21 protein-coding genes are annotated in these 22,947 nt (G+C 67.8%); 5 read left to right on the top strand and 16 right to left on the bottom strand.

The window, feature by feature from the left end; all coding sequences use genetic code 11:
• Positions 1-18: 18 nt before the first annotated feature.
• The 8 genes from rplL to gloA form a co-directional block, all read right to left on the bottom strand.
• A complete protein-coding gene (rplL, locus tag KQ304_RS08160) occupies positions 19-402 on the bottom strand; it encodes a 50S ribosomal protein L7/L12 (protein ID WP_259736607.1) in 384 nt (127 codons plus the stop codon).
• 66 nt (positions 403-468) lie between these two features.
• Positions 469-999: a 50S ribosomal protein L10 gene (gene rplJ, locus KQ304_RS08155; RefSeq protein ID WP_259736606.1), complete on the bottom strand. Its 531-nt coding sequence runs from the start codon at positions 997-999 to the stop codon at positions 469-471.
• A gap of 286 nt (positions 1,000-1,285) precedes the next feature.
• Entirely contained in the window at positions 1,286-1,993 is a 708-nt protein-coding gene (gene rplA, locus KQ304_RS08150) for a 50S ribosomal protein L1 (RefSeq protein ID WP_259736605.1), read from the bottom strand.
• Positions 1,994-2,124: 131 nt separating this feature from the next.
• Positions 2,125-2,550 (bottom strand): 50S ribosomal protein L11, encoded by a 426-nt coding sequence (rplK, locus tag KQ304_RS08145; RefSeq protein WP_259736604.1) that lies wholly within the window; start codon positions 2,548-2,550, stop codon positions 2,125-2,127.
• A 123-nt stretch (positions 2,551-2,673) separates the two neighbouring features.
• On the bottom strand, positions 2,674-3,351 hold the full coding sequence (gene nusG / locus KQ304_RS08140; protein WP_399228864.1) for a transcription termination/antitermination protein NusG: 678 nt from the start codon (positions 3,349-3,351) through the stop codon (positions 2,674-2,676).
• A 60-nt stretch (positions 3,352-3,411) separates the two neighbouring features.
• On the bottom strand, positions 3,412-3,627 hold the full coding sequence (secE, locus tag KQ304_RS08135; protein ID WP_259736643.1) for a preprotein translocase subunit SecE: 216 nt from the start codon (positions 3,625-3,627) through the stop codon (positions 3,412-3,414).
• A gap of 104 nt (positions 3,628-3,731) precedes the next feature.
• Positions 3,732-6,608 (bottom strand): ATP-dependent Clp protease ATP-binding subunit, encoded by a 2,877-nt coding sequence (locus KQ304_RS08130; protein WP_259736603.1) that lies wholly within the window; start codon positions 6,606-6,608, stop codon positions 3,732-3,734.
• Positions 6,595-6,999, bottom strand: coding sequence for a lactoylglutathione lyase (gene gloA / locus KQ304_RS08125; protein WP_259736602.1), 405 nt, complete (start codon positions 6,997-6,999; stop codon positions 6,595-6,597). Before gloA ends, KQ304_RS08130 begins: the two co-directional genes overlap by 14 nt.
• A gap of 139 nt (positions 7,000-7,138) precedes the next feature.
• Between gloA and eno the strand changes: the two genes are divergently transcribed.
• Together eno and KQ304_RS08115 are read left to right on the top strand one after the other, a co-directional pair.
• Positions 7,139-8,434, top strand: a complete 1,296-nt coding sequence (gene eno / locus KQ304_RS08120; protein ID WP_259736601.1) for a phosphopyruvate hydratase — start codon at positions 7,139-7,141, stop codon at positions 8,432-8,434.
• Positions 8,435-8,497: 63 nt separating this feature from the next.
• Positions 8,498-8,980 carry a hypothetical protein gene (locus KQ304_RS08115; RefSeq protein WP_259736600.1) on the top strand — a complete coding sequence of 161 codons (483 nt, stop codon included), beginning with the start codon at positions 8,498-8,500 and terminating at the stop codon, positions 8,978-8,980.
• A gap of 33 nt (positions 8,981-9,013) precedes the next feature.
• Here KQ304_RS08115 and KQ304_RS08110 read toward each other — a convergent pair whose 3' ends face one another.
• The 4 genes from KQ304_RS08110 to argJ are packed head-to-tail and all read right to left on the bottom strand — an operon-like array spanning position 9,014 to position 12,838.
• A complete protein-coding gene (locus KQ304_RS08110; RefSeq protein ID WP_259736599.1) occupies positions 9,014-10,687 on the bottom strand; it encodes an AarF/ABC1/UbiB kinase family protein in 1,674 nt (557 codons plus the stop codon).
• Positions 10,687-11,016: a hypothetical protein gene (locus KQ304_RS08105; RefSeq protein ID WP_259736598.1), complete on the bottom strand. Its 330-nt coding sequence runs from the start codon at positions 11,014-11,016 to the stop codon at positions 10,687-10,689. Before KQ304_RS08105 ends, KQ304_RS08110 begins: the two co-directional genes overlap by 1 nt.
• Positions 11,017-11,052: 36 nt before the next feature.
• Complete coding sequence (locus KQ304_RS08100; protein WP_259736597.1) at positions 11,053-11,538, bottom strand: hypothetical protein; 486 nt, start codon at positions 11,536-11,538, stop codon at positions 11,053-11,055.
• Positions 11,539-11,587: 49 nt separating this feature from the next.
• Positions 11,588-12,838, bottom strand: coding sequence for a bifunctional glutamate N-acetyltransferase/amino-acid acetyltransferase ArgJ (gene argJ / locus KQ304_RS08095; RefSeq protein ID WP_259736596.1), 1,251 nt, complete (start codon positions 12,836-12,838; stop codon positions 11,588-11,590).
• A gap of 93 nt (positions 12,839-12,931) precedes the next feature.
• On the opposite strand from argJ, the gene coaE reads away from it, so the two are divergent.
• A complete protein-coding gene (gene coaE / locus KQ304_RS08090) occupies positions 12,932-13,558 on the top strand; it encodes a dephospho-CoA kinase (protein ID WP_259736595.1) in 627 nt (208 codons plus the stop codon).
• Positions 13,559-13,852: 294 nt separating this feature from the next.
• Here coaE and gatB read toward each other — a convergent pair whose 3' ends face one another.
• On the bottom strand, positions 13,853-15,322 hold the full coding sequence (gatB, locus tag KQ304_RS08085) for an Asp-tRNA(Asn)/Glu-tRNA(Gln) amidotransferase subunit GatB (RefSeq protein ID WP_259736594.1): 1,470 nt from the start codon (positions 15,320-15,322) through the stop codon (positions 13,853-13,855).
• Between the two features lie 135 nt (positions 15,323-15,457).
• On the opposite strand from gatB, the gene thiO reads away from it, so the two are divergent.
• Positions 15,458-16,591 carry a glycine oxidase ThiO gene (gene thiO, locus KQ304_RS08080; RefSeq protein ID WP_259736642.1) on the top strand — a complete coding sequence of 378 codons (1,134 nt, stop codon included), beginning with the start codon at positions 15,458-15,460 and terminating at the stop codon, positions 16,589-16,591.
• A 201-nt stretch (positions 16,592-16,792) separates the two neighbouring features.
• On the opposite strand, the gene ndk is transcribed toward thiO, so the two are convergent.
• Complete coding sequence (gene ndk / locus KQ304_RS08075; protein WP_255109750.1) at positions 16,793-17,251, bottom strand: nucleoside-diphosphate kinase; 459 nt, start codon at positions 17,249-17,251, stop codon at positions 16,793-16,795.
• Positions 17,252-17,372: 121 nt separating this feature from the next.
• Here ndk and speA point away from each other — a divergent pair, with 121 nt between their 5' ends.
• Entirely contained in the window at positions 17,373-19,367 is a 1,995-nt protein-coding gene (gene speA / locus KQ304_RS08070) for a biosynthetic arginine decarboxylase (RefSeq protein ID WP_259736593.1), read from the top strand.
• 160 nt (positions 19,368-19,527) lie between these two features.
• Here speA and KQ304_RS08065 read toward each other — a convergent pair whose 3' ends face one another.
• Together KQ304_RS08065 and KQ304_RS08060 are read right to left on the bottom strand one after the other, a co-directional pair.
• Positions 19,528-20,811 (bottom strand): CHAT domain-containing protein, encoded by a 1,284-nt coding sequence (locus tag KQ304_RS08065; protein ID WP_259736592.1) that lies wholly within the window; start codon positions 20,809-20,811, stop codon positions 19,528-19,530.
• The coding region (locus tag KQ304_RS08060) for a YDG domain-containing protein (RefSeq protein ID WP_259736591.1) at positions 20,808-22,947 on the bottom strand (2,140 nt) is incomplete at its 5' end. The genes KQ304_RS08065 and KQ304_RS08060, both read right to left, overlap by 4 nt.

Raw genomic sequence — 22,947 nt, 5'->3', positions numbered from 1 at the left:
AGCCTCCGCCGGGCGCCATCACTTGATGGTGACTTTGCCGCCGACTTCTTCGATCGACTTCTTGAGCGCTTCGGCTTCGTTCTTGGTGATGCCTTCCTTGACGGCCTTGGGGGCCGCCTCGACGAGGGCCTTGGCTTCGCCCAGGCCGAGGCCGGTGGCCTCGCGGACGGCCTTGAGCACCTTGATCTTGGCGGCGGCGTCGAAGCCGTCGAGGATCACATCGAACTCGGTCTGCTCTTCAACGGCCTCGGCGGCAGCGGCGGGAGCCGCGGCCATCATCACGCCGGCGGAAGCGGCGGCGGACACGCCGAAGGCCTCTTCGATCTGCTTGACGAGCTCGGAAGCTTCCAGCAGCGAAAGGGTCTTCAGTGACTCAAGAATGTCGTCAGTTTTGGTGGTCATGGTTGAGATTCAGCAACAGAGATCTGTGAAAAATTGAACCGGCAGAGCCGGTGGATTTCGCTGGGCTCAGCTGGCGTCGCCGCTGTCGGCGTGCTGCTGGAGGGCCCGGGCGAGACCGGAGGGAACTTCGTTGATGCCAACAGCCAGCTTGGTGGCCACCGCATTGATCGCACCAGCGATCTGGGCGATGAGCACCTCCTTGGAGGGCAGCTCGGCAATGGCCTTGATGTCGTTCTGGGAAAGGAGCTTGCCTTCGTAAAGGCCTCCTTTGACTTCCGACTTCTTGGTGTCCTTCTGGAAGGACTGAACGGCCTTGACGGCGCCACCGACATCGCCCTTGATCAGGACGAAGGCGTTGGTGCCGGTGAGCAGGGAATCGAGTTCCGACCAGGCGCTGTTTCCATCAATGGCACGGCGCATCAAGGTGTTCTTGGTCACCTTGCAAATGCCGCTGTTGGCCTGCAGACGGGTCCGCAGATCAGACATCTCCTTGATGGACAGGCCCTTGTAATCAAGGACCAGCGCCATTTCGGCCTCACCGAGGAGCCCCTTGAGCTCTTCGATGATCTGTTGCTTGCTCTCCAGCGTGCGGCCCATGGGTTTGGTACGGAGTTGGGGGAACAAGCCGGGACGCGGCCACTGCTTCCTGAGCCGGTGTGAACCGGTGGGAAGCCCCGAGGCCGCTGAACGGTGATCCGCCCGGAAAATCCGAACCGGAAAAAAGTCGCGTGCACCTCGGCAGGGTTTACGGAACTGTGGCTGCTGGAGCCTCCACCGAAGCGGAGACCCTCAAGCCACAGCACTGACCTGCTGTCTTGGGCCGGGCGCGTGCCCGGTCCATCAGCTTACATGGCAGGCCGCTGGATCATCCAACCATGCTGAATCAACCGTCCAGCTTGATGTCCTGCAGAGCCGTGACATCAACAGCCACCGACGGGCCCATGGTGGAGGTGAGGTAGAGACTGCGCCAGTAACGGCCCTTGGCGCCGCTGGGCTTCTGGCGATCGATGGTTTCCTGCAGAGCCTTGAGGTTCTCGAGCAGATCGTCGATCGAGAAGCTGGCCTTACCGAAGCGCACATGCACGATGCCGGTGCGATCGGCGCGGAATTCCAGCTTGCCCGCCTTGAATTCGTTGATGGCCGCCGCCAGGTCGGTGGCCACGGTGCCGGCCTTCGGGTTCGGCATCAGACCACGGGGACCGAGCACGCGGCCCAGCTTGGCCACCTTCGGCATCATGTCCGGTGTGGCGATCAGCAGGTCGAAGTCCATCTGACCGCCGGAGATGGCTTCCACCAGCTCGTCGTCACCGGCAAGGTCGGCGCCAGCCGCTTTGGCTTCAGCCACCTTCTCGCCCCGGGCGATGACGGCGATGCGAATGGCCTGGCCGGTGCCCTTGGGCAGGGCCACGGTGGTGCGCAGCTGCTGGTCGGTGTACTTGGGATCGATGCCGAGGCGGGCATGGGCCTCGATCGTTTCATCGAACTTGGCGTTGGCGTTGGCCTTCACCAGCGCGAGGGCGTCGAGCGGCGTGTACTCGCGCTCCTCGACAGTCTCGAGCAGGGCGGTGAAGCGCTTGGATTGTCTGGGCATGGGTTTCAGCGGGGTTCAGGCGACAGACGATCGGTGGTTGGGGCTGGGCCCGGGGCCGGCGGCGACTGTCTCCCCCGGATGGGGTGAGGTGGTGGTTGAAGCGGAGATGGCGGAGCTGGGCTCCTGGGCCATCAGTCGCTGATGGCGACGCCCATGTTGCGGGCGGTGCCTTCGATGATGCGCATGGCCGAATCGAGGCTGGAGCAGTTGAGGTCGGGCAGCTTGGTGCTGGCGATCTCCTGGAGCTGGGCACGGCTGATGGCGCCCACACTGCCCTTGGCCGAAGTGGCGGCACCCTTGTCGATTCCAGCGGCCTTGGTGATCAGCACCGAAGCCGGCGGGGTCTTGGTGATGAAGGTGAAGCTGCGGTCTTCGAAGACCGAGATCTCCACCGGAATCACATAGCCGGCCTTCTCCTGGGTGCGGGCGTTGTACTCCTTGCAGAACGCCATGATGTTGACCCCGTGCTGGCCGAGGGCTGGGCCCACCGGCGGTGCGGGGTTGGCTTTGCCGGCATTGAGCGCCAGCTTGATTACGGCAACGACTTTTTTGGCCATCGGCTGGTCTACGGAGGGAAGCGCTGCGGATCGCCTGACCCTTGGGTCGAGGCGTTGGGCGGCGGCGCCGGAACGGTGCCGCCAGGTTGGGCCACCCTCCGCAGGGAGGCGGCCCCGTGGCGATCAGCTTTGCTTGCTGATCTGGGCGAACTCAAGTTCCACCGGGGTTTCCCGGCCGAAGATCGACAGCAGGGCCTTGAGCTTGCTGCGCTCGCCCGAGACCTCGATCACCTCACCCTGGAAGTCCTTGAAGGGACCGGCGGTGACCAGGATCTGATCGCCTTCGGCCAGATCGACCTTGACGACGGGCTTCTTCTCGGCGGCGCGCTTGAAGATCCGGTCGACCTCCTGGCGGCTCAGGGGCCTGGGCTTGATGTGGCCGCGGGCCCGGCCGGTGGAGCGGAGCTCCTCCTGGCCCACGAAGTTGATCACATTCGGGGTGCTCCGCACCGCCATCATCGTGTCTTCATCGAGCATCATCCGCACGAGCACGTAGCCGGGGAAGACCTTTTCTTCGGCAGCCTGGCGGCTGCCGTCTTTCTTGAGCTTCACCGCCGGAGTCTGGGGAATCTCGATCTCAAGGATGCGGCTGTCGACGCCGAGGGTGATGGCGCGCTGCTCGAGGGTGGCCTTCACCTTCTTCTCACAGCTGGAGGCCACCTGCACCGCATACCAGCGGGCCACCATCGCCTTGCCCTCATGTTCGGCGGGGGGCGCATCGAGGGCGAGCACGTCCGCGGTGGCGGCGTCCTCAGGGGCGCCGTCGAGGCTGGCGGCGGTGACGAGATCGGCTTCGGACACGGGGACGGGGGAGTGGGTGCTCAGAACGAACGGGACGGAGAGGGCCAAGGAGCCGCCGCCTCAGGGGAAGACCTGCGACGACGCCCAGCTGTAGAAGCGATCGACTGCCGCGATGGTGGCGGCCGAGAGGCTCACCATCAAAATCACTGCCACCGACTCACTGAAGAGCTGCTGACGGCTGGGCCAGACCACCTTGCGCAGTTCCTCCAGGGTGGAGGAGAAAAACCCACCGACACCAGTTTTCCCGGCAGGCTTGAGACCCTCCTGCTCGGGGATGTCGTTGGGAGTGGTGGTGCGGCTGGGAGAATCCAAGGGCGCGAGCGCACCGGACGGCAAGGCGTACCGGCAAACAAACACCTTAACGGACACCCTTGCGGCGGTTACTCCAGGGGCAGGAAGCGCAGAGCCTCAGCGCCCCCCGGGCCGGCGGGATCGCCGAGGCTCACGCGCACACCGCGGGCTGAGCGGAAGTGATCCTCCAGCAGCTCGGTGGCCAGGGGATTCTCGATGCGGCGGCGCAGCACCCGGCGCAGGGGCCGGGCCCCGAATTCCGGCTCGTAACCCAGCTCCGCCAGACGGCTCACCACCTCTTCATCGATCTCCAGCTCCAGCCGCTGCTCCAGCAGCAGCGCCGCCAGCTCCGCCACCTGCAGGCGCACGATGCGTTGCAGGTCGCTGGGCGCCAGGGGCCGGAAGCGGATCACCTCATCGATGCGGTTGAGGAATTCCGGCCGGAACTGGGCGGAGAGGGCGTGCTCCACCGCCGCCTCCAGGCCGGATTCATCGCCGCTGCGGGCACTTTCGAGGATGGCCCGGCTGGCCAGGTTGCTGGTCATCACCACCACGGTGTGGCGGAAATCGACAGTGCGGCCCTGGGAATCGGTCAGGCGGCCGTCGTCAAGCACCTGCAGCAGCAGGTTGAACACCTCCGGGTGGGCCTTCTCCACCTCATCGAGCAGCAGCACCGCATAGGGGCGGCGGCGCACGGCCTCGGTGAGCTGGCCGCCCTCCTCGTAGCCCACGTAGCCGGGGGGCGCACCCACCAGCCGGGCCACGGCGTTGCGCTCCATGAATTCGCTCATGTCGAGCCGCACCAGGGCGTCCTCCTCATCGAAGAGGGCGGCGGCCAGGGCCTTGGCCAGTTCGGTCTTGCCCACGCCGGTGGGGCCGAGGAAGAGGAAGGAGCCCACGGGCCGGCGCGGATCCTGCATGCCGGCCCGGGCCCGGCGGATCGAGGCGGCCACCGCCGTCACCGCCTCGGGCTGGCCGATCACCCGCTCCGCCAGGCGCAGCTCCAGCTCCAGCAGCTTCTGACGCTCCCCCGCCAGCAGCCGCTGGATCGGAATGCCGGTCCAGCGGGCCACCACATCGGCGATGTCGCCCTCCTCCACCTGCTCCCGCAGCAGCGAGAGACCGCCGCGCTGGTCGTCGAGGAGTTCCTCCTCCAGGTCGGCGCGGCGTTGCTGCACCAGCTGCAGCTGATCCACCTGCAGGCGGGCCGCCTCCTCGAACTCACCATCCCGCTCGGCCTCGGCGATCGCCAGCCGCAGCTCGTCGTCCTGCTGCAGCAGCTCCCGCAGCTCCGCCAGCTGATCACGCTCGGCCTGCCAGCGCCGCTGCAGGTCCTGCAGGTGCTCCAGGGCGGTGCGCCGCTGCTCCTGCAGCGCCACCCGCTCCTCCTGGGGGGCGCCCTCAGCACTGAGCAGGGCCAGCTCGATCCGGCGCAGCTCCAGTTCGGCGGCCTCCACCACCTGGGGCTTGGAGGTCACCTCCATGCGCAGCTGGGCGGCGGCCTCATCGATCAGGTCAATAGCCTTGTCGGGCAGGCAGCGGTCGGCGATGTAGCGCTCGGCCAGCCGCACCGCCGCCTGCAGAGCTCCATCGGTGATGGTGACGCCGTGGTGGAGCTCATAGCGCTCCTTGAGGCCCCGCAGGATCTCGAGGCTCACCTCCTTGCTGGGTTCACGGATCACCACCTGCTGAAAGCGGCGATTGAGGGCGGGGTCCTTCTCCACCGTGCGGCGGTAGTCCTCCGGGGTGGTGGCTCCGATGCAGCGCAGTTCACCCCGGGCCAGGGCCGGCTTGAGGATGCTGCCGGCATCGGCGCTGGAGCGGTCGGTGCTGACCACCGTGTGCAGCTCGTCGATGAACAGCACCACGCCGCCATCGCTGGCGCCGGCGCCACGGCCCTGCTCGGGCTCCTTCACCTCCGCCAGCACGCTGCGCAGGCGTTCCTCGAACTGACCGCGGAACTTGGCGCCGGCGATCAGGGCCCCGAGGTCGAGGGCGATCAGGCGCAGACCTTTGAGGGAATCGGGCACTTCACCGCTGGCGATGCGCTGGGCCAGCCGCTCGGCGATGGCGGTCTTGCCGACGCCCGGCTCACCGATCAGCACCGGATTGTTCTTGCCGCGACGGGAGAGCACCTGGATCAGGCGGCGGATCTCGGTGTCGCGGCCGATCACCGGATCGAGCAGGCCGGAGCGGGCGGCGCCGGTGAGGTCGCGGCCGTACTGCTCCAGGGCGCTGGGCTCGGCGTCCAGGGTCAACTCCAGATCAGCGCCTGGGGCTGGTGTTTCCACGGCCGGGCTGGGGGCCGAGGCCTGGACCACCGGCCGGGGGCGGCGGGGGACGGGGGCGACTGCAGCGGCGGCGGGGCCAGGCAGCGGTGGCGGCGCGGCGGGCTCCCGGGAAGGGCTGTCAATCCAGTCGTCGGCTGGGGCCGGAGGCGCTTCGAAACGGCGAGGGCGGCCGCCCCCCACCGCTGGGACCGAGCTGATGCCTGCAGGGCCGGAGGCGGGAGCGGGCCGCAGCTGGCGCAGCAACTCCGGCTCGCTCAGCCCCTCCTCCGCCAACAGCGCAGCTCCCAGGCGAGGTTCATCGAGCAGGGCCAGCAGCAGATGGGGGATGTCAAGCAGGCGCGAGCCCCAGCTGGAGCGGCGGCGGTCGGCCTCCTCCAGCAGGTCTTCGAGGGCATCGCCGATGTAGAGGTCGTCGCCGGGCGAGGAGGGCTGCTCGGCGCAGAAGCCCTCCAGGCGATCGAGCAGCCGCTCTGGATCGATGGGAAGGGGATCCACCCAGGTTGCGAAGCGCGCATCCTGCAGCAGGGTCTGCAGCAGGTGCTCCACATCCATCTGGCCATGGCGCCAGCGGCGGGCCTGGTCCTGGGAGGCCAGCAGCAGATCCCAGGCGGCCTCACTGAAGCGGTCAGGCTCGCTGGTGAGGCTGCCGGTCGTGGCGGGATCAGGCAGCTGCATCGGGCCTCGTGGACAACTGAATCAGCTCCACCTTGTAGCCGTCGGGATCTTCCACGAAGGCGATCACGGTGCTGCCGTGCTTCATCGGTCCGGGCGGCCGTACCACCCGCCCGCCCTTGCCGGAAATGGCGTCACAGGTGGCCGCAATGTCGTCGACACCAAGGGCAATGTGGCCATAACCGGTGCCGATGTCGTAGGCCGTGGTGTCCCAGTTGTGGGTGAGCTCCAGCACGGCGGTGTCGCTTTCGTCGCCGTAGCCCACGAACGCCAGGGTGAAGCGGCCGGCGGGGTAGTCCTTGCGGCGCAGCAGGCGCATGCCCAGCACCTCGGAGTAGAAGGCCAGGGAGCGCTCCAGATCGCCCACCCGGAGCATGGTGTGAAGCAGGCGCATGGAGTCCGGCGAAGCAGCTGGAGCTGATTCTGGCGACAGGCCCGTGTCGAGCAGCAGGTCTGTCGGTACCGACGGTCACATCAGAGCGCCCCGGGGCGACCCATAGGATCCCCGCAAGCCCTGACCGCCTGCAGTTTCCGTGTTCGACTCCCTCGACCTCGTGATCGATTCCATCGTGGCTCGGGAGGTTCTCGACTCCCGCGGCACCCCCACGGTGGAAGCGGAAGTGCGGCTGGAGGGCGGCGCCCAGGGCCACGCCATCGTGCCCAGCGGCGCCAGCACCGGTGCCCATGAGGCCCATGAGTTGCGCGATGGCGGCAGCCGCTACGCCGGCAAGGGCGTGCTCCAGGCGGTGGCCAACATCGAGGAGAAGATCGCGCCGGTGCTCTGCGGTCTCAGCGCCATCGAGCAGGTGGCGGTGGACACCGCCATGATCGAACTCGATGGCAGCGACAACAAATCGGCCCTGGGGGCCAATGCGGTGCTGGCCGTGAGCCTGGCGGTGGCGCGGGCCGCCGCCGAGGGGGTGGGTCTTCCCCTCTACCGCTACCTGGGCGGGCCGATGGCCACCCTGCTGCCGGTGCCGCTGATGAACGTGATCAACGGCGGAGCCCACGCCGCCAACAACCTGGATTTTCAGGAATTCATGCTGGTGCCCCACGGCGCCCCCAGCTTCCGTGAGGCCCTGCGCATGGGCACCGAGGTGTTCCACACCCTCAAGGGCCTGCTCAGCGCCCAGGGCCTCTCCACCGCCGTGGGCGATGAGGGTGGCTTTGCCCCCAACCTGGAGAGCAACGATGCAGCAGGCGCCCTGCTGGTGGCGGCGATCGAGAAGGCCGGCTACAAGCCCGGCGAGGAGATTTCCCTGGCCCTCGATGTGGCCAGCACCGAGTTCTATGCCGATGGCCGCTATGCCTTCGGCGGCGGCAGCTACAGCTCGGCCGAGATGGTGGATCAGCTCGATGCGCTGGTGAGCCGCTATCCGATCGTCTCGATCGAGGATGGCCTCGCCGAAGACGACTGGGAGGGCTGGGCGCTGATGACCCAGCGCATGGGCAGCCGGCTCCAGCTCGTGGGCGACGACCTGTTCGTGACCAACACCAGCCGCCTGCAGCGGGGGATCGACGCCGGCATCGCCAACTCGATCCTGATCAAGGTGAACCAGATCGGCTCCCTCACCGAAACCCTGCAGGCGATCGACCTGGCCGGCCGCGCCGGCTACACCAGCGTCATCAGCCACCGTAGCGGCGAAACCGAGGACACCACCATCGCCGACCTGGCGGTGGCCACCCGCGCCGGCCAGATCAAGACGGGCTCCCTCAGCCGCAGCGAGCGGGTAGCCAAGTACAACCGGCTGCTGCGCATCGAAGACGAACTGGGCGACCAGGCGCTCTATGCCGGCGCCGAGGGACGGGGACCCCAGGGCAAGGGCTGATCACCCCGCTCTGGCTGGGGGCGAGGAGATCTGCCATCCTCGCCACATTGCTTGGGCCACTTGATGATCGCTTCCACCCCAGCGCGTCTGGGACGCACCCTGGCGGCCCTGACGATCGGCGTACTGGCCGCTGCACCGGCTCTGACCCAGCAGCCCGCCGCCAACTGCACCTTCCTGATGCCCATCGGCGGCTCCGAGCCGGTGGTGAGCAAGCGGATCGGGCGGGGTCGCCTGCTGGGTCGCAACAACTGGAACACCGATTTCATCGTGGACCAGCCCTTCAGCAGCTACCGCTTCTTCTTCACCGCCACCTCCACCGACGAGGCCAGCTATCCGGTGCAGGGATTCATGCGCTTCACCGACGGCAGCAGCCTGCGGCTGTTCAACGAAACGCTGACGCCCCCCCAGGGCACCGGCCGGATGTGGGGGCCCTTTGCCTCGGTGCCGGGCAAGCGCACCAGCCTGATGAACTTCCGGATCGGCTCCTCCAGCCAGCCTGGAGCCCTGGGCTTCAGCTACCGCATCTCCGTGCAGGGCTGCAACTGAAGCCCAACGGCTGAACTCAGCCCGGCCGGGGGCTCAGCCGCCGGCTCCCGGCAATTTCTCCAGGCGCGCATCCCGCCGCTGACGCCCCTGGAGCTTGATCCAGCTCAGACCCACCGGCAGCCCGGCCACCAGCGGGATCGCCGCCAGAGCCGGCTGGCTGCCGGCCCCCAGCACCGCGGCAGCCACGGCGAAAGCGCCCAGCACGATCGCCAGGCTGGTGCTCTGCTGGGCCAGGGCCAGACGGCGCAACAGCCGATCGGTTTCACCCGCGCGGATCTGCACCTGCAGGTCGCCCTGCTCGATGCGCACCAGGCTGTCCTCCAACCGGCGCGGCAGCCCCAGGGCGCGGCTGCCCACCTCAGCGGCCTGGCGGCTCAGTTCACCGAGGAAGTCGTTGGGGCCGTTCCCGCTCGCGGTCATCAGGGGTAGGAGGTAAGGGCGGGCAATGGCCATCAGGCTAAAGCCGGGATCGAGGCTGCGGCCCACCCCCTCGAAGGTGGAGAGGGCCCGCATCACGAAGATCAGCTCGGCAGGCAGGCGAAAGGGCTGGCCATAGACCAGGTCGTAGAGGTCGCCGGAGAGCTTCTCGATCACGTTGGTGGAGAAGGGGGGTGTGAGCGCTTCGGTGAGCATCACCCGCACCAGCCGCCGCACCGGACCGGGGTCCACCTCCCTGGCGATCACCCCCGCCCCCTGCAGCTCCTCCACCAGGCCGGCGGCATCACGGGCCGCCGCGGCCCGCACCATCCGCCCCAGCCGGCTGCGCAGCCGCGGCGAGAGCTGGCCCATCATCCCGAAGTCGTAGTAAATGAGGGCGCCATCGGCGGCCACCGCCAGGTTGCCGGGGTGGGGATCGGCATGGAAGAAGCCGAAGCGCACCAGCTGCTGCAGGTAACTGGCGGCCCCCTTCTCCGCCACCGCCGCCGGGTCGATGCCCGCCGCCACCAGGGCGGTGCGATCGGTGATCTTGATGCCCGGCAGAAAATCGAGGCAGAGCACCCGGCGGGTGCTGAGCTCCCAGATCACCGAGGGGATGCGGATGCCGGCATCGTCGAGGAACTGCTGACGGAAGCGGGCCGCATGTTCGGCCTCCAGGCGGAAATCCAGTTCCCGCAGCAGCACGCGGCGGCATTCCTGGGCAATCGACACCCAGTCGCGGCCCTCCCCCCAGCGGGGGTGGCGCTGCAGCACCGCCGCCACCTGCTGCATCACCTCCAGATCGAGGCGGAACAGGCGCTCCAGGCCGGGGCGCTGGATCTTGAACACCACCTGGCGGCCACTGCGCAGGCTGGCCCGATGCACCTGGGCGAGGCTGGCGGAGCCCAGGGGCCGCTCTTCGAGGTCGACGATCTCAGCGCAGCGCCCGCCCAGCTCCTCCTCCAGCAGGGCCTGCACCACCGTGAAGGGGAAGGAGGGCACCTGATCCTGCAGGTGGGAGAGCTCCTCGACGTAGCCCGCCGGCAGCACGTCGGGGCGAGCGGAGAGCAGCTGGCCCAGCTTGATGAAGGCCGAACCCAGGCCCAGCAGCTCCTGGGTGAGCCAGTGGGCCCGCCGCTGCTGCCGGGCCTCCCGCCGCTCCTGCGTGGGCCCGCCGGGATAGGTCCACTCCTTGCCATCCCACCAGAGACCGCCCAGCAGGCGCAGCACAGTCCACCAGATGCGCAGTGAGCGGGCGAAGCCCCGCCAGCGTTGGCGCCAGGCGCCCATCAGGCCTGGTCCTCAAGTTGGCGGGAGATCGACGCCACCCGGGCGCGCAGATCATCGATCTGATCCTGGGGAGCGGCTGCAGCCCAGGCCGTGGCGGTGGCCGCTGCAGCGCCGGTGCTGGTGTTCGAGCCACCAGCGGTGGATTCGGTTTCGAGCCGCTGGGCCTCCTGTTCCACTTCGCTCCAGAACAGCTCCAGCTCGCGCCTGAGCCGCTCGGGCGCCTCCTGGGCCAGTACGGCCAGGCTGGCCGCCGAATCAGCGAAGCCGCTGCCGAGGCGGGCACTGAGCCGATTCAACGCAGCCTGCAGCAGCGATTGGGGGGCATGCATCGATGGGACCGTCTGCTCTGGCCAAACTGTGGCAGATCAGGGCTGGCGCTCGGGAGGCGGTGGCGGTGAGGGCAGCGGCGGAGAGGGCGCCTCGGGCTCCGGCAGGGGGTCCAAGGGCGGAGCCTCGACGGCGGCTTCGGCCTCAGGGGCGCTGGCCTCCTGCTGTTGCCTGGTCCTTTCGGCCGCCTCGCGCTTGGCCTTCGCCGCTGTCTCCTTCTGCTCTCGTTCCGCCTCGATCCGCTCCAGATCAGCGCGCAGCTCCTGGCGATCGGCGCCGTAGCGCAGGCGCAGGCTCTCGAGCGTGGTGCCGGGAAACGGTTTGACATCAAACGTCTGATCCAGCTTCACCGGCCCGCCGGCCTGCAGCGCCAGCAGGCGGTCGGTGAGGCCGTAGCCCGAACCGAAAGCGAGGCCCGCCACCAGGGGCAGCAACCAGCGGGGCCAGTGCTTGGGGGGTTGGGGCGCCGCCGCCGCCTCGGGGCTGGATCGACGGGATCGGCGCCGGGCTCCGGCCTCGGACATGGGGGGCAGGTGGTGGATGGGATCCCATCCTGCCCGTAGCCGCCAGCGTTCAGGTGGTGTAGTCGGCGTTGATGCGCACGTATTGATCCGAGAGATCGCAGCCCCAGGCCAGGCCCACTCCAGGGCCGTCGCCCACCACCAGACGGATGGCCACGGTGTCGCCCAGCAGCGGATCGAGGTTGAGATAGGCGCCGGCGGCGCGCTCGGCCATGTAGCGCGAAGCGGCCGGGCGATCGAAGGCCAGGGGCTGGCCCGCCGCCATCAGCTGGTGCTCCCCCAGCCAGAGCGCCACCGCTTCAGGGGCGAAGGCCACACCGGCGCGGCCCGCCGCCGCCACGATCCGGCCCCAGTTGGGGTCGCGGCCATGGACGGCGCACTTCACCAGTGAGGAGCTGCAGATGGTGCGAGCGATCGCCCGGGCGCCGGCCCCATCGCTGGCTCCCTCCACCTGCACGGCGATCAGGCAGGTGGCCCCCTCGCCGTCGCGGGCGATCGCTCTGGCCAGGTGCTGCGACACCGCCGTCAGGCCGGCCTCCAGCGCGTCGTAGTGCTCCGGGCTCAGGGGTTCGCCGGCTGCAAAGGCCAGGAGCGTGTCGTTGGTGCTGGTGTCGCCGTCGACCGTGATCGCATTGAAGGAGCGATCCACCGCCCGCTGCACCATCGCCTGCCAGATCTCGGCCGGCACGCCGGCATCGCAGCTGAGGTAGCCGAGCATCGTGGCCATGGTCGGGTGGATCATCCCGGAGCCCTTGGCCATGCCCCCCAGACGGACGCGGCGACCACCCAGATCGGCTTCGAGGGCCACCTGCTTGTCGGTGAGGTCGGTGGTGAGGATGGCGGTGGCGGCAGCGGCGCCCCCCTCGGGGCTGAGGGCCGCCACCAGCGGATTGAGCCCGGCCAGCAGGATCTGCATCGGGATCGGTACGCCGATCACACCGGTGGAGCAGATCAGCACCTCCTCGGCCGCCAGCCCCAGGAGATCGGCGCTGGCCTGGGTGGCCCGCAGACTGTCGATCAGGCCGCGGTCGCCGGTGCAGGCATTGGCCTGGCCGGAATTGGTGAGCACCGCCCGGGCCCGGCCGCCACTGGCCGCCAGGCGCTCGGCGCAGAGATCCACGCAGGCGGCCCGCACGCGATTGGTGGTGAAACTGCCGGCGCAGACGGCGCCTGCCGGAGCCAGCAGCAACGAGAGATCGGGATTGCCGGACGCCTTGAGCCCGGCGGTGATCCCCGCCGCCAGAAAACCGGCCGGGGCGGTGAGACCACCGGGGATCGGATGCCAGAGGGCCGCAAGGGTCACGGGAGGGAGCCAGCTGAATGCATCCTGCCGAGCCGCCGGTCTGGCGGGCAGGATCGGAGCCGGCAGCCAGGCCCGCCGCCGAGGAGCCCAGCCTTGATCCCCCCCCACCAACGTCGCATCGGCCTCACCGGCGGCATCGCCACGGGCAAGAGCCGCGTGGCGGAGCTGCTGGCGGGGCGCCATGGCCTGCCCGTGCTGGATGCCGACCGCTACGCCCGGGAGGCCCTCGCCGCCGACAGCGCTGGAGAGCAGGCCGTGCTGGCGCGCTACGGCCCCCGGGTGCGCGCGGGCTCGGGGGGCATCGATCGCGCCGCCCTCGGGCGGATCGTCTTCAGCGATGCGACCGAGCGGGGCTGGCTGGAGGCCCTGATCCATCCGCTGGTGCGGGCCCGCTTCGCCGCCGACCTGGCTGCACTGGCCGCGGCCCCGGCGGTGGTGCTGATGATCCCCCTGCTGTTCGAAGCGGGGCTGGAGGAACTGTGCAGCGAGGTCTGGCTGGTGGACTGCAGGGAGGACCAGCGGCTGCAACGGCTGATGGCCCGCGACCGGCTGAGCGAGGCCGAGGCCCGCGACCGTGTGGCGGCCCAGTGGCCCCTGGAGCGCAAACGCCCACTGGCCGATCTGGTGATTGAGAACAGCGGCGCGGCCGAAGCCCTGGACCAGCAGCTGTTGTCAGCGTTGCGGCGAGGTGCGCCTGACGAGCCAGAGCGACCTTCTTAGGCTGAATCATCGAGCGTGGGCCTGCATGGATCCTGATTTCGGATCGCCGCAGGCAGGTGGGCCACGGGCGCCCCAACTCCTGATCGTGGCCTGAAGTCGCTGCTGCCGTCAGCTGCGTCAATGGCTGATCGATGAGCAGGCCTCTGAGGAGGGCCGCCGCGCCAGACCCAGCGGCTCAAAGAACAGATCAGCCATGTGGATGAGCGGCTCCGAGTCGTCAACAAACCGGGCGCGCCCCAGCAGGCACCGCCGGGCCGATGACCAGCGGCTGGCCCTGGAGTCCCCACTCCAACCTCAGCCCTTGAGCAGCTCGCTGAGGATGCGGTTGGCCAGCTTCGGGTCAGCCCGGCCGCCGGTGCGCTTCATCAGCTGCCCCACAAAGAAGCCCTGGAGTTTGGTCTTGCCGCCGCGGAAGGCCTCCACTTCGGCCGGATGGGCCGCCAGCAGCTCCTGCACCACTTCGGTGATGGCGGCGGGGTCGCTGATCATGCCCAGGCCCCGCTCGGCCACGATCGCCCTGGCGGAACCGCCCTGCTCCAACAGCTCCGGCAGCAGGTCCTTGGCGATCTTGCCGCTGATGGTGCCGTTGTCGATGAGCTGCACCAGCTCCGCCAGCTGGGCGGGTTGGAGGGGCAGCTCGGTGATCGAGAGCTTGCCCGCATTGAGATGGGCGGCGATGTCACCGGTGACCCAGTTGGCGACCCCCTTGGCTTCGGCTCCGGCGGCCACGGCGGCTTCGAAGTACTCGGCCATGGCGCGCTCATCGGTGAGCACCCGGGCGTCGTAGATCGAGAGGCCCAGATCATCGGCGTAACGGTGGCGCTTGGCCGCCGGCAGCTCGGGGAGTTCCGCGCGCCAGCCCTCCCGCCGCTGGGAGCTCACCTCAATCGGGCCCAGATCGGGCTCGGGGAAGTAGCGATAGTCGCTGCTTCCCTCCTTGCTGCGCATGCTCTTGGTGAGCTGCTTGCTCTCATCCCAGAGGCGTGTTTCCTGCCGGATCAGCTCACCGGCTTCGATCGCCTTGATCTGACGGGCGATCTCATGGTCACAGGCCTTCTGGATCGCCGAGAAGGAGTTCATGTTCTTGATCTCCACCTTCACGCCGAACGGTTCATCCGGCCCGCGCCGCACCGAGATGTTCACATCGCAACGCAGCGATCCCTCCTGCATATTGCCGTCGCTCACACCCAGATAACGCATGATCCGGCGGATCTCCGAGGCGTACTCCGCCGCCTCCCGGCCCGTGCGCAGATCCGGCTTGCTGACGATTTCAGCCAGGGCCACGCCGGCACGGTTGTAATCCACCAGCGAGTGGGTGCTGCCCGCCAGGCGATCGCTGCCGGCATGAACGAGCTTGCCGGCATCTTCTTCCATGTGCAGCCGCTCAATGCCGATCGTCTTGAGGTAGGTGTCCTTGCCCTTCTCGGCCACCTCCACTTCAATCCAACCGTTCTCGGCGATCGGCTGATCGAACTGGGAGATCTGATAGTTCTTGGGCAGATCGGGGTAGAAATACTGCTTGCGGTCGAACTTGCTGTGCTCCGCCACCTGTAGGTTGAGGGCGAGGGCTGCCTTTACCGCGTATTCGAGCACCTTTTCATTCAGCACCGGCAGGGTGCCGGGCAGCCCCAGCACCACCGGATCGATGTGGGTGTTGGGGTCGTCGCCGTAGTTGGTGGAGGCGGCCGTGAAGATCTTGCTGGCAGTGCCCAGCTGCACATGGGTTTCCAGGCCGATCACGGCCTCCCAGCACCCTTCTGCCATCGCCGCACCCATCCCTGACTCCTGTCTTGGGCTGATCCTATGCAGCGGGCCCATGCGGAGGACAGCCACCGCTGGGGCAGGGCCATCGCCACACCTCTGGCGCTTGGATACCTTGAGGCCATGGCACCCCGTGGCATGGATGGAGTCGTGGTGGTCCTGGGGGGCGGCCTGATCGGGCTGACCATCGCCCACCAGCTGGCCCGCCGCGGCCGCAGCGTGCACGTGCTCAGCCGCAGCCGCAGCGAGGCGGCCGGCTTCGTGGCGGCCGGCATGCTCGCCCCCCACGCCGAGGGGCTGGCGGGCCCCCTGCTGGCGCTGGGCCAGCGCAGCCTGGAGCGCATTCCCACCTGGGTGGCGGAAATTGAGGCCGACAGCGGCCTTGCCGCCGGCCTCAGGCCCTGCGGCATCGTGGTGCCCTTCAGCAGCGCAGCTGAACGCGACGCCTACCCCACCGCCCACTTCGGAGAGCCCCTGGATCGTCCAGCCCTGGAGCGGCAGGTGCCAGGGCTGGGGCCCCGCTGGCGCGCCGGCCTGCTGTTCCGCCAGGACGGCCAGATCGACAACCGCCGCCGGCTGATGCGCGCCCTGGAGCGGGCCTGCGTGGCTCTGGGGGTGGTCTTCGAAGAGGGCAGCGAGGTGAGCGAGCTGCTGGTGTGCGGCGGGCGGCTGGAGGGGGTGCGGCGGCGGCGGATCGAGGGCAGCGATGCGGTGCTGCCCTGCGGCGAGGCCGTGCTGACCTGCGGTGCCTGGAGCGCCCAGCTGCTGCCCCAGCTGCCGGTGCGACCGATCAAGGGACAGATGCTCTCGCTGCAGGGGCCGCGCCAGGCCCTGCGGCGGGTGCTGTTCGGCCCCGGCACCTACCTGGTGCCCCGCGACGACGGGCTGCTGGTGGTGGGGGCCACCAGCGAGCCGGAGGCGGGCTTCAGCGCCGGACTGACGCCCCAGGGGCAGCGGCAGCTGCAGGACGGTCTGGCGGCGCTGCTGCCGGAGGCGGCCCACTGGCCGCCGATGGAGCGCTGGTGGGGCTTCCGGCCCGGCACTCCCGACGAAGCGCCCCTGCTGGGCCCATCACCGATCGAGGGGCTGACCCTGGCCACCGGCCACTACCGCAATGGCGTGCTGCTGGCGGCTGTCACGGCGGATCTGCTGCTGCTGCAGGAGCCGCTGGAGCCTGAGCTGGAGCGGCTGCTGGCCGCCTTCCGCTGGGACCGCTTCGGGACCCCTCAGGCCGACCCTTTCAGCTCGCCGTCCGTGACGGCCAGGGTGTAGATCGGAATTGCCCCCAGGCCCTTCACCGGCCGCTCACCCAGGGCTGGGCCATCACCACAGCCACCGTCAGAGCCTGAAGCGCCAGGGCAGGGCCGGCAGGGCTCGGCGCGTCGTCAATGGCGCCAGCAGTGGCGACAGCAGTGGCGACAGCAGGAGGGGTCGGGGGCCATGGCATGTCAGTGACATGGCCCCGCGGGAGACTCAGGGCTCCACGCGCCACACCTGGTCGGCGGGGGTCCACTCGCTCAGTTCGGAGGGCTCGAACCAGAGACCGATCTCGAAGACGGCGGTTTCGGGCGCATCGGAGCCATGGATCACGTTGCGGCCGATGTTCACCGCCAGATCGCCGCGGATCGTGCCGGGCTCGGCCTCCAGGGGCTTGGTGGCGCCGATCAGCTTGCGGGCACTGGCGATCACCCCCTCGCCTTCCCAGACCATCGCCACCACCGGGCCGCTGGTGATGAAGTCGACGAGGCCGGCGAAGAAGGGGCGCTCGCTGTGGACGCCGTAATGGCTCTGGGCCAGCTCACGGCTGGGCACCAGCTGCTTGAGACCCACCAGTTTGAAGCCCTTGCGCTCGAAGCGGCCGAGGATCTCCCCCACCAGCCCCCGCTGCACCCCATCGGGCTTGATGGCGAGGAAAGTGCGTTCAACGGCCATGGACGGAAGGACTGCGGATGAAAACCATCGTCTGCGCTGGGCCTGCCGCTTGGCAAGCCACGGCGGACACCCTCCCTAGATTCCCTGGTGTCGCCTCGCTTCGGGATTCCACCGCTTCGCCATGGTTCTTGCCGATCCCACGGCCCTGGGCGCCGACCCGGCCCGAGGCTCAAAGGCCCCTGAGCCGGCAGGCGATGGCTGGAGCGTGGCCGACAGCAGCCGGCTCTACGGCCTCGACGGCTGGGGAGATCCCTATTTCACACTGAACGCCCGCGGCCACGTGATGGTGCAGCCGCGGGGGGAGCGCGGCGGCTGCCTGGATCTGGTGGAGCTGGTGCAGGGCCTGCAGGGGCGGGATCTGAGCCTGCCGTTGCTGATCCGCTTCGACGACATCCTCGAAGACCGGCTGGAGCGGCTCCATGCCGCCTTTGAGCGGGCCATCGCCCAGTACGACTACGCCGGCCGCTATCAGGGCGTGTTCCCGGTGAAGTGCAACCAGCAGCGCCACGTGGTGGAGCAGCTGGTGGAGAGCGGCCGCCAGTGGCATTTCGGACTGGAGGCCGGCAGCAAAGCCGAGCTGCTGATCGCCCTCTCCTTGGTGGACGATCCCGAAGCCCTGCTGATCTGCAACGGCTACAAGGACCAGCGCTACATCGAAACGGCGATCCTGGCCCGCCGGCTGGGCCGCCAGCCGGTGGTGGTGATCGAGCAACCCGATGAGGTGGGGCGGATCATCAGCGCCAGCCGCGAGCTGGGGGCGGCGCCGCTGATCGGTGTGCGGGCCAAGCTTTCGAGCCGCAGCAGCGGCCGCTGGGGCAGCTCGGTGGGGGAGCGCGCCAAGTTCGGGCTGTCGGTGCCGGATCTACTGGCCACGGTGGAGGCCCTGCGCCAGGCCGATCTGCTCAGCGAACTGCGCCTGCTGCACTTCCATGTGGGCAGCCAGATCAACGACATCGCCGTGCTCAAGGACGCCCTGCAGGAGGCGGGCCAGATCTATGTGCAGCTGGCCGAACTGGGGGCGCCGATGGGCTTTCTCGATGTGGGCGGCGGCCTCGGCATCGACTACGACGGCAGCCGCACCGCCAGCGCCGCCTCCACCAACTACTCCCTGCAGAACTACGCCAACGACGTGGTGGCCACGGTGCGGGAATGCTGCGAGCCCCGCTCGGTGCCGCTGCCCACCCTGGTGAGCGAGAGCGGTCGGGCGATCGCCAGCCACTTCAGCGTGCTGGTCTTTGATGTGCTCGGCACCGGTGGGGTGCAGGGCAAGGAGCCGGCGATCCAGGCGGAGGAGCCGCTGATCGTGCGCAACCTGCGCGACACCCTGGCGGCGATCCAGGCCACGGCCCTCGACAGCCCGGGCCGCGTCGATCACCTGCAGGAGAGCTGGAACGACGCCATCAAGTTCAAGCAGGACGCCCTCTCCGCCTTCCGGCTGGGCTACCTCAGCCTCACCGAGCGGGGAGCGGCCGAGCAGCTCTACTGGGCCTGCTGCCAGGCCATCGCCGCCCAGCTGCAGAGCTGGAGCGCCCCCACCCCCATTCCCGACGACCTCAAGGCGCTGCAGGCCGCCCTGGCGGGCACCTACTACGCCAACCTCTCGATCTTCCGCTCCGCTCCCGACACCTGGGCGATCGATCAGCTCTTTCCGGTGATGCCCATCCACCGGCTCGATGAGCGCCCCAGCCGTCTGGGCAGCTTTGCTGATCTCACCTGCGATTCCGACGGCAAGCTGGCCCGCTTCATCGGCCCCGGCCAGGCCAAGCCCCTGCTGGAGCTGCATGAGCTGCGAGAGGGAGAGCCCTACTGGATCGGCCTGTTCCTCGGCGGCGCCTACCAGGAGGTGATGGGCAACCTGCACAACCTCTTCGGCAGCACCAATGCGGTCCATATCCGTCTGGGGGCCAACGGCCGCTACCGGGTTGATCATGTGGTGAAGGGCAACACCAATGCCGAGGTGCTCGAAGCGATGGAACACAACCCCGATCAGTTGCTTGAGCGCCTGCGGGTGGCCAGCGAGGCGGCCATCGACCGGGGCGACCTGCCGATCCGCGATGCCCAGCGGCTGATGGCCCACCTGGAAGGCAGCCTGCGGCAAACCACCTACCTGCAGTGAAGACGTGAGCCGTGGTGCCGGCATCACTGCCGATGAGCTGGCGGGATTTGGTCAAGATTCAGGTGCAGCGGGAGCGGGATGCGTGAGAATGCTGTATGGGTCATGAGAGCTCACTGAGACTGCCATTCCCCAGCCTGGGGGGAACCTCCCGAATCGACACTCACCAAGGAGTGCCGAGTAATACGATGCCCGCCCAGAAAAACGGGTTCTCTAGGCCACCGTCAATGCGTCGCTGCTGGGCCGTGGTCAGGCCGGAGAGGAGAACATCGCCACCGGATCCGATCACCTGATCGCCCACGAGCCGCATCGTGCCGCTCGCCATGGCCCGGCGGGTGTATTGAAGGGCCTCCGCCTTGGGAATGCCCCGATCCAGGAAGCGGTAGAACTGCACAAACAGCGCTGATGTGGCCACATCGTCGACGTACCAGAGGCTGCCGATCGCGCTGCGGGAAGCGGCCTGAAGTGCCAACCCCGCGAAGCCCAGTTCACTGTCCGCATCACCGAGGGCGGTGCGGCAGGCACTGAGGCTGAACAAATCCAGCTGGGTCTCCCCACGGCGCTGGCGCAGCTCGGCCAGCTGGTCCAGGGACATTGGTCCGATCCCGGAGTAAAGCCGAGCAGCCGCTGGCCCCCCCGGCAGGAATTCGGCGTGGGTGGCCACATGAACCCGATCGATGAGCGGATCACCCGCCTTTTCGAGTAATACCTGGGGAGTGAAGCTCCTGTTGAGGAAGAGCTGGGTCGCTTCGCCCTTGCCCACCTGATTAAGCTCCTGGGGCACCAGCGGCAGAGGGTTCAGGCCTACGAACTCGGAGGCACCTACCGCCAGTAGTTGTGGTTTGGCCTTCTCGGGCAGCACCTCCAGCCTGGTGAGCCCAAGGGCCGGCGTGAGGCCGAGGCCGTAGCGCTCTCCCAGGTAACTCTGGCCATCATGGAGGGCCGCGAAAGGCACCGCCTGCAGGCCCGCATCGGCGGAGATCAGCAGGGTGGTGATCCTCTGTTTTTCGATCTGCTCGACTACCGGCTGGAAGAGAATGGAATGAAGCTGCCGAGCCGGTGAGCCGGGATCGCTTACATCGAGTTGCGATTGACTCGCCGACTGGCCGTAGAGCTTTCGCAGCAGCTCGGTGAAGCGCTTGAGCGACACCTCACTGCGGGAGCCCTGCACCTCCCCATCGGCCGGCACCAAGGTGAGATCGAGGAAAGCATCCGCCTGGGGATTGGCTGTTTTCCCCTTGGCTTCGCTGAAGCCGATGCGCAGAATCGCAGGGTTGTAGAGGGCCGGATCGAAGGGCGAGGCGCCGTTGGCAGCTCGGACCGATACCGGCTGGGAGGGGTTTTGCGGCACCGCATAGGCAACTGGGGGAGCTACGACGAGCCCCAGCAGGAGCGGCAGCGAGGCCGCCAGACAACGGCTCCGCCCATAGCGTGATGGCCGGCTCATGGTTGACCGCCTCGGATCCGCGCGCGCACGGCTTTGATCACCTCCCGCAAGCTCCTCTGCAATTGGGAAGGGGTGGGTACCTCTTGGTCGTTGGTGGGATCGAGCCCCAGTTTCGCCGCGGTTACATCCATTGCCCGTTTCTCGGAAGCGGTGAACTGTTCCTGCACCTGCAGGGGGGTGAGTTGCTGCACAGCCGGATCGAACAACCCCAGACCATTGAACGACAGGCTGAACAACGACCCTTCAGGCCAGCTGCCTGCGAAGGCCTGGGAGGGGTAGAGCTGCTGGGGCGAGGTCAGCAAGCGATCCAGCCCGACATCTTCGGTGAGGGCGACGCTAAAAGGCAAATCCTCGCCGAGATCGTTGAATAAGGGTGATTCGGACCATTCCCAGACAGCACTGGTTGATGGGTCTCCACTCTCGAAGACATCGGCGTAGAGGAAGGCGGATTCCGTGAGCGTGATCGAAAGCTGATCAGAATCCAGTTGCTCCGATTGGGTGAACAGGGGCAAGCCCGGTGCGGTGTAGTCAACGGAGGTGTCGAAAAGGCTGGGCTGAATCGGATCGATCGTTTGCAGGAAGGAGACGATCGGGGGGAGAAAGGAGACGAGGGGGAGAATGGTGGGGCGGGTCGTGCCCGGAGGTACCACAACGACCGGAGGTACCACAACGACCGGAGGTACGGTGTTGCCCACGGCTACCCCATTCTCGAACAATTTGCCCCCAGTGATGCGGGCGTTGTTGAGGATGGAATCACCGAAGAGGTTGAATGTGGCCCCGCCGCCACCTGTCAGGGAGGTGAAGGCATCGAGGCTGAGGCTGGCGGTATTCCTTGAGCCCAACAGGATCGAGCCACCACTGAGCCCGATCACGTTGAAGGTGGAGCCATTGATGGGGATCCTGGCCGCGTCGATGCTGATCGAGCCGCCGATGGCTGGAGGATCGGCGATCAAGCTGGAGTTGCTGATGGTGACGCTGCTAGGCAGGGCCTTGAGGCCGATCTGAATCGAACCGCCATCGCTCGCACCAGAGCTGTCCAACAAGGCGTTGGAGAGGTTGATGCTGCTGCCATCAAGTTGCACCCTGCCACCAACATTGCCGCCGCTGGCATCGACGCGGGCGCCGAGGAGGCTCAGTGGGCCACCGCTGGTCACGGAGATCAGAGCGCCGGGACTGGTGAGCGATGAACCTGTGGTGAGCTGAATGGCGCCGCTGGAGCTGAGGCTGATGGGCCCACCGGCTGAGCTCACAGCACCGATGATGTTGAGGCCTCCAGCGACGCTGAAGAGGTTCACCGGGCCCGTGGCCCCCACACCCTTGAGGCTGAGATCGCCGCTGGTCTGGGTGATGGCGACACTGGAGAAGCCGCTGCCGAGGCTGCCGCCGTTCTCGCTATAGGTGCCGTTGAGCACGAGCGGCCCACTGCCGTTCACCAGCCCTTGGTTGACCAGGGAAGAAGTAGAGAAGCTGCCGCCATTGAGGCTCAAGGTTGCGCCAGTGCCCACGCTGGTTGTACCGCTCACCGCCAGGGAGCCACCGGTGAGATTGAGGCTCTGATCGTTGAATAGGTTCTGCAGGTTGGTGCTGCCGGCGGCGGCGTCGTAGGTGACCGCTCCGGTGCCGACGGGGATCGCCACGACGGCAACGTTGGCGGCGCTGGGGAGGGCATCCCAGTTGGCCGCATCGCTCCAATTGCCCGCCGTGCTTGCACGCCAGGTGGCAAGGGGGCGGATGGCGATGTCGGCGCTGAGGGTGGTTGTGGGACTGTCAAAGTTGTAATTCTCGGCATCGGTACCACTGATCACCAAGCCGGAAACGGCAACAGGCTTGGCAAGGCCCACATTGGGGTCAGAGAAGAGGCCCGAACCACCGCTGGCGGCGACACTGTCCCCGGTTATAAGGCCATTGTAGGCAGCGGAGGCTGTGTTGATCTTCGCCTGAGTCGTGCCGTCGTAGACTTTATTATTAACGGTGAACCCTGAGACGGTCAGATCGAGCCTTTCGATCTCATAGTTGGGCGTTTCTGTTGTAAAACCAGAGAAGGAGTAGTTCGCCGCATCCACTCCTGTTAATGCACCGCTGGCCGATTGGAAGTAAGAGCCAGCAATCAGATTTCCGCTGCTGCTCAGGTCCCCT

Source organism: Synechococcus sp. CS-1329 (assembly GCF_025128055.1).
Classification (GTDB): Bacteria; Cyanobacteriota; Cyanobacteriia; order PCC-6307; family Cyanobiaceae; genus Regnicoccus_A.
The sequence above is the reverse complement of the archived record's forward strand: the minus strand, read 5'-3'. Positions and strand labels throughout refer to the sequence as shown.

Bases quoted from the DNA above. Each gene is read 5' to 3' on its own strand.
- rplJ (WP_259736606.1), bottom strand. From the start codon at position 999: ATGGGCCGCACGCTGGAGAGCAAGCAACAGATCATCGAAGAGCTCAAG.
- rplK (WP_259736604.1), bottom strand. From the start codon at position 2,550: ATGGCCAAAAAAGTCGTTGCCGTAATCAAGCTGGCGCTCAATGCCGGC.
- gatB (WP_259736594.1), bottom strand. From the start codon at position 15,322: ATGGCAGAAGGGTGCTGGGAGGCCGTGATCGGCCTGGAAACCCATGTG.
- KQ304_RS08105 (WP_259736598.1), bottom strand. From the start codon at position 11,016: ATGCATGCCCCCCAATCGCTGCTGCAGGCTGCGTTGAATCGGCTCAGT.
- KQ304_RS08110 (WP_259736599.1), bottom strand. From the start codon at position 10,687: ATGGGCGCCTGGCGCCAACGCTGGCGGGGCTTCGCCCGCTCACTGCGC.
- rplL (WP_259736607.1), bottom strand. From the start codon at position 402: ATGACCACCAAAACTGACGACATTCTTGAGTCACTGAAGACCCTTTCG.
- thiO (WP_259736642.1), top strand. From the start codon at position 15,458: ATGGATGGAGTCGTGGTGGTCCTGGGGGGCGGCCTGATCGGGCTGACC.
- ndk (WP_255109750.1), bottom strand. From the start codon at position 17,251: ATGGCCGTTGAACGCACTTTCCTCGCCATCAAGCCCGATGGGGTGCAG.
- speA (WP_259736593.1), top strand. From the start codon at position 17,373: ATGGTTCTTGCCGATCCCACGGCCCTGGGCGCCGACCCGGCCCGAGGC.
- KQ304_RS08100 (WP_259736597.1), bottom strand. From the start codon at position 11,538: ATGTCCGAGGCCGGAGCCCGGCGCCGATCCCGTCGATCCAGCCCCGAG.
- rplA (WP_259736605.1), bottom strand. From the start codon at position 1,993: ATGCCCAGACAATCCAAGCGCTTCACCGCCCTGCTCGAGACTGTCGAG.
- KQ304_RS08115 (WP_259736600.1), top strand. From the start codon at position 8,498: ATGATCGCTTCCACCCCAGCGCGTCTGGGACGCACCCTGGCGGCCCTG.
- gloA (WP_259736602.1), bottom strand. From the start codon at position 6,999: ATGCGCCTGCTTCACACCATGCTCCGGGTGGGCGATCTGGAGCGCTCC.
- KQ304_RS08130 (WP_259736603.1), bottom strand. From the start codon at position 6,608: ATGCAGCTGCCTGATCCCGCCACGACCGGCAGCCTCACCAGCGAGCCT.
- KQ304_RS08065 (WP_259736592.1), bottom strand. From the start codon at position 20,811: ATGAGCCGGCCATCACGCTATGGGCGGAGCCGTTGTCTGGCGGCCTCG.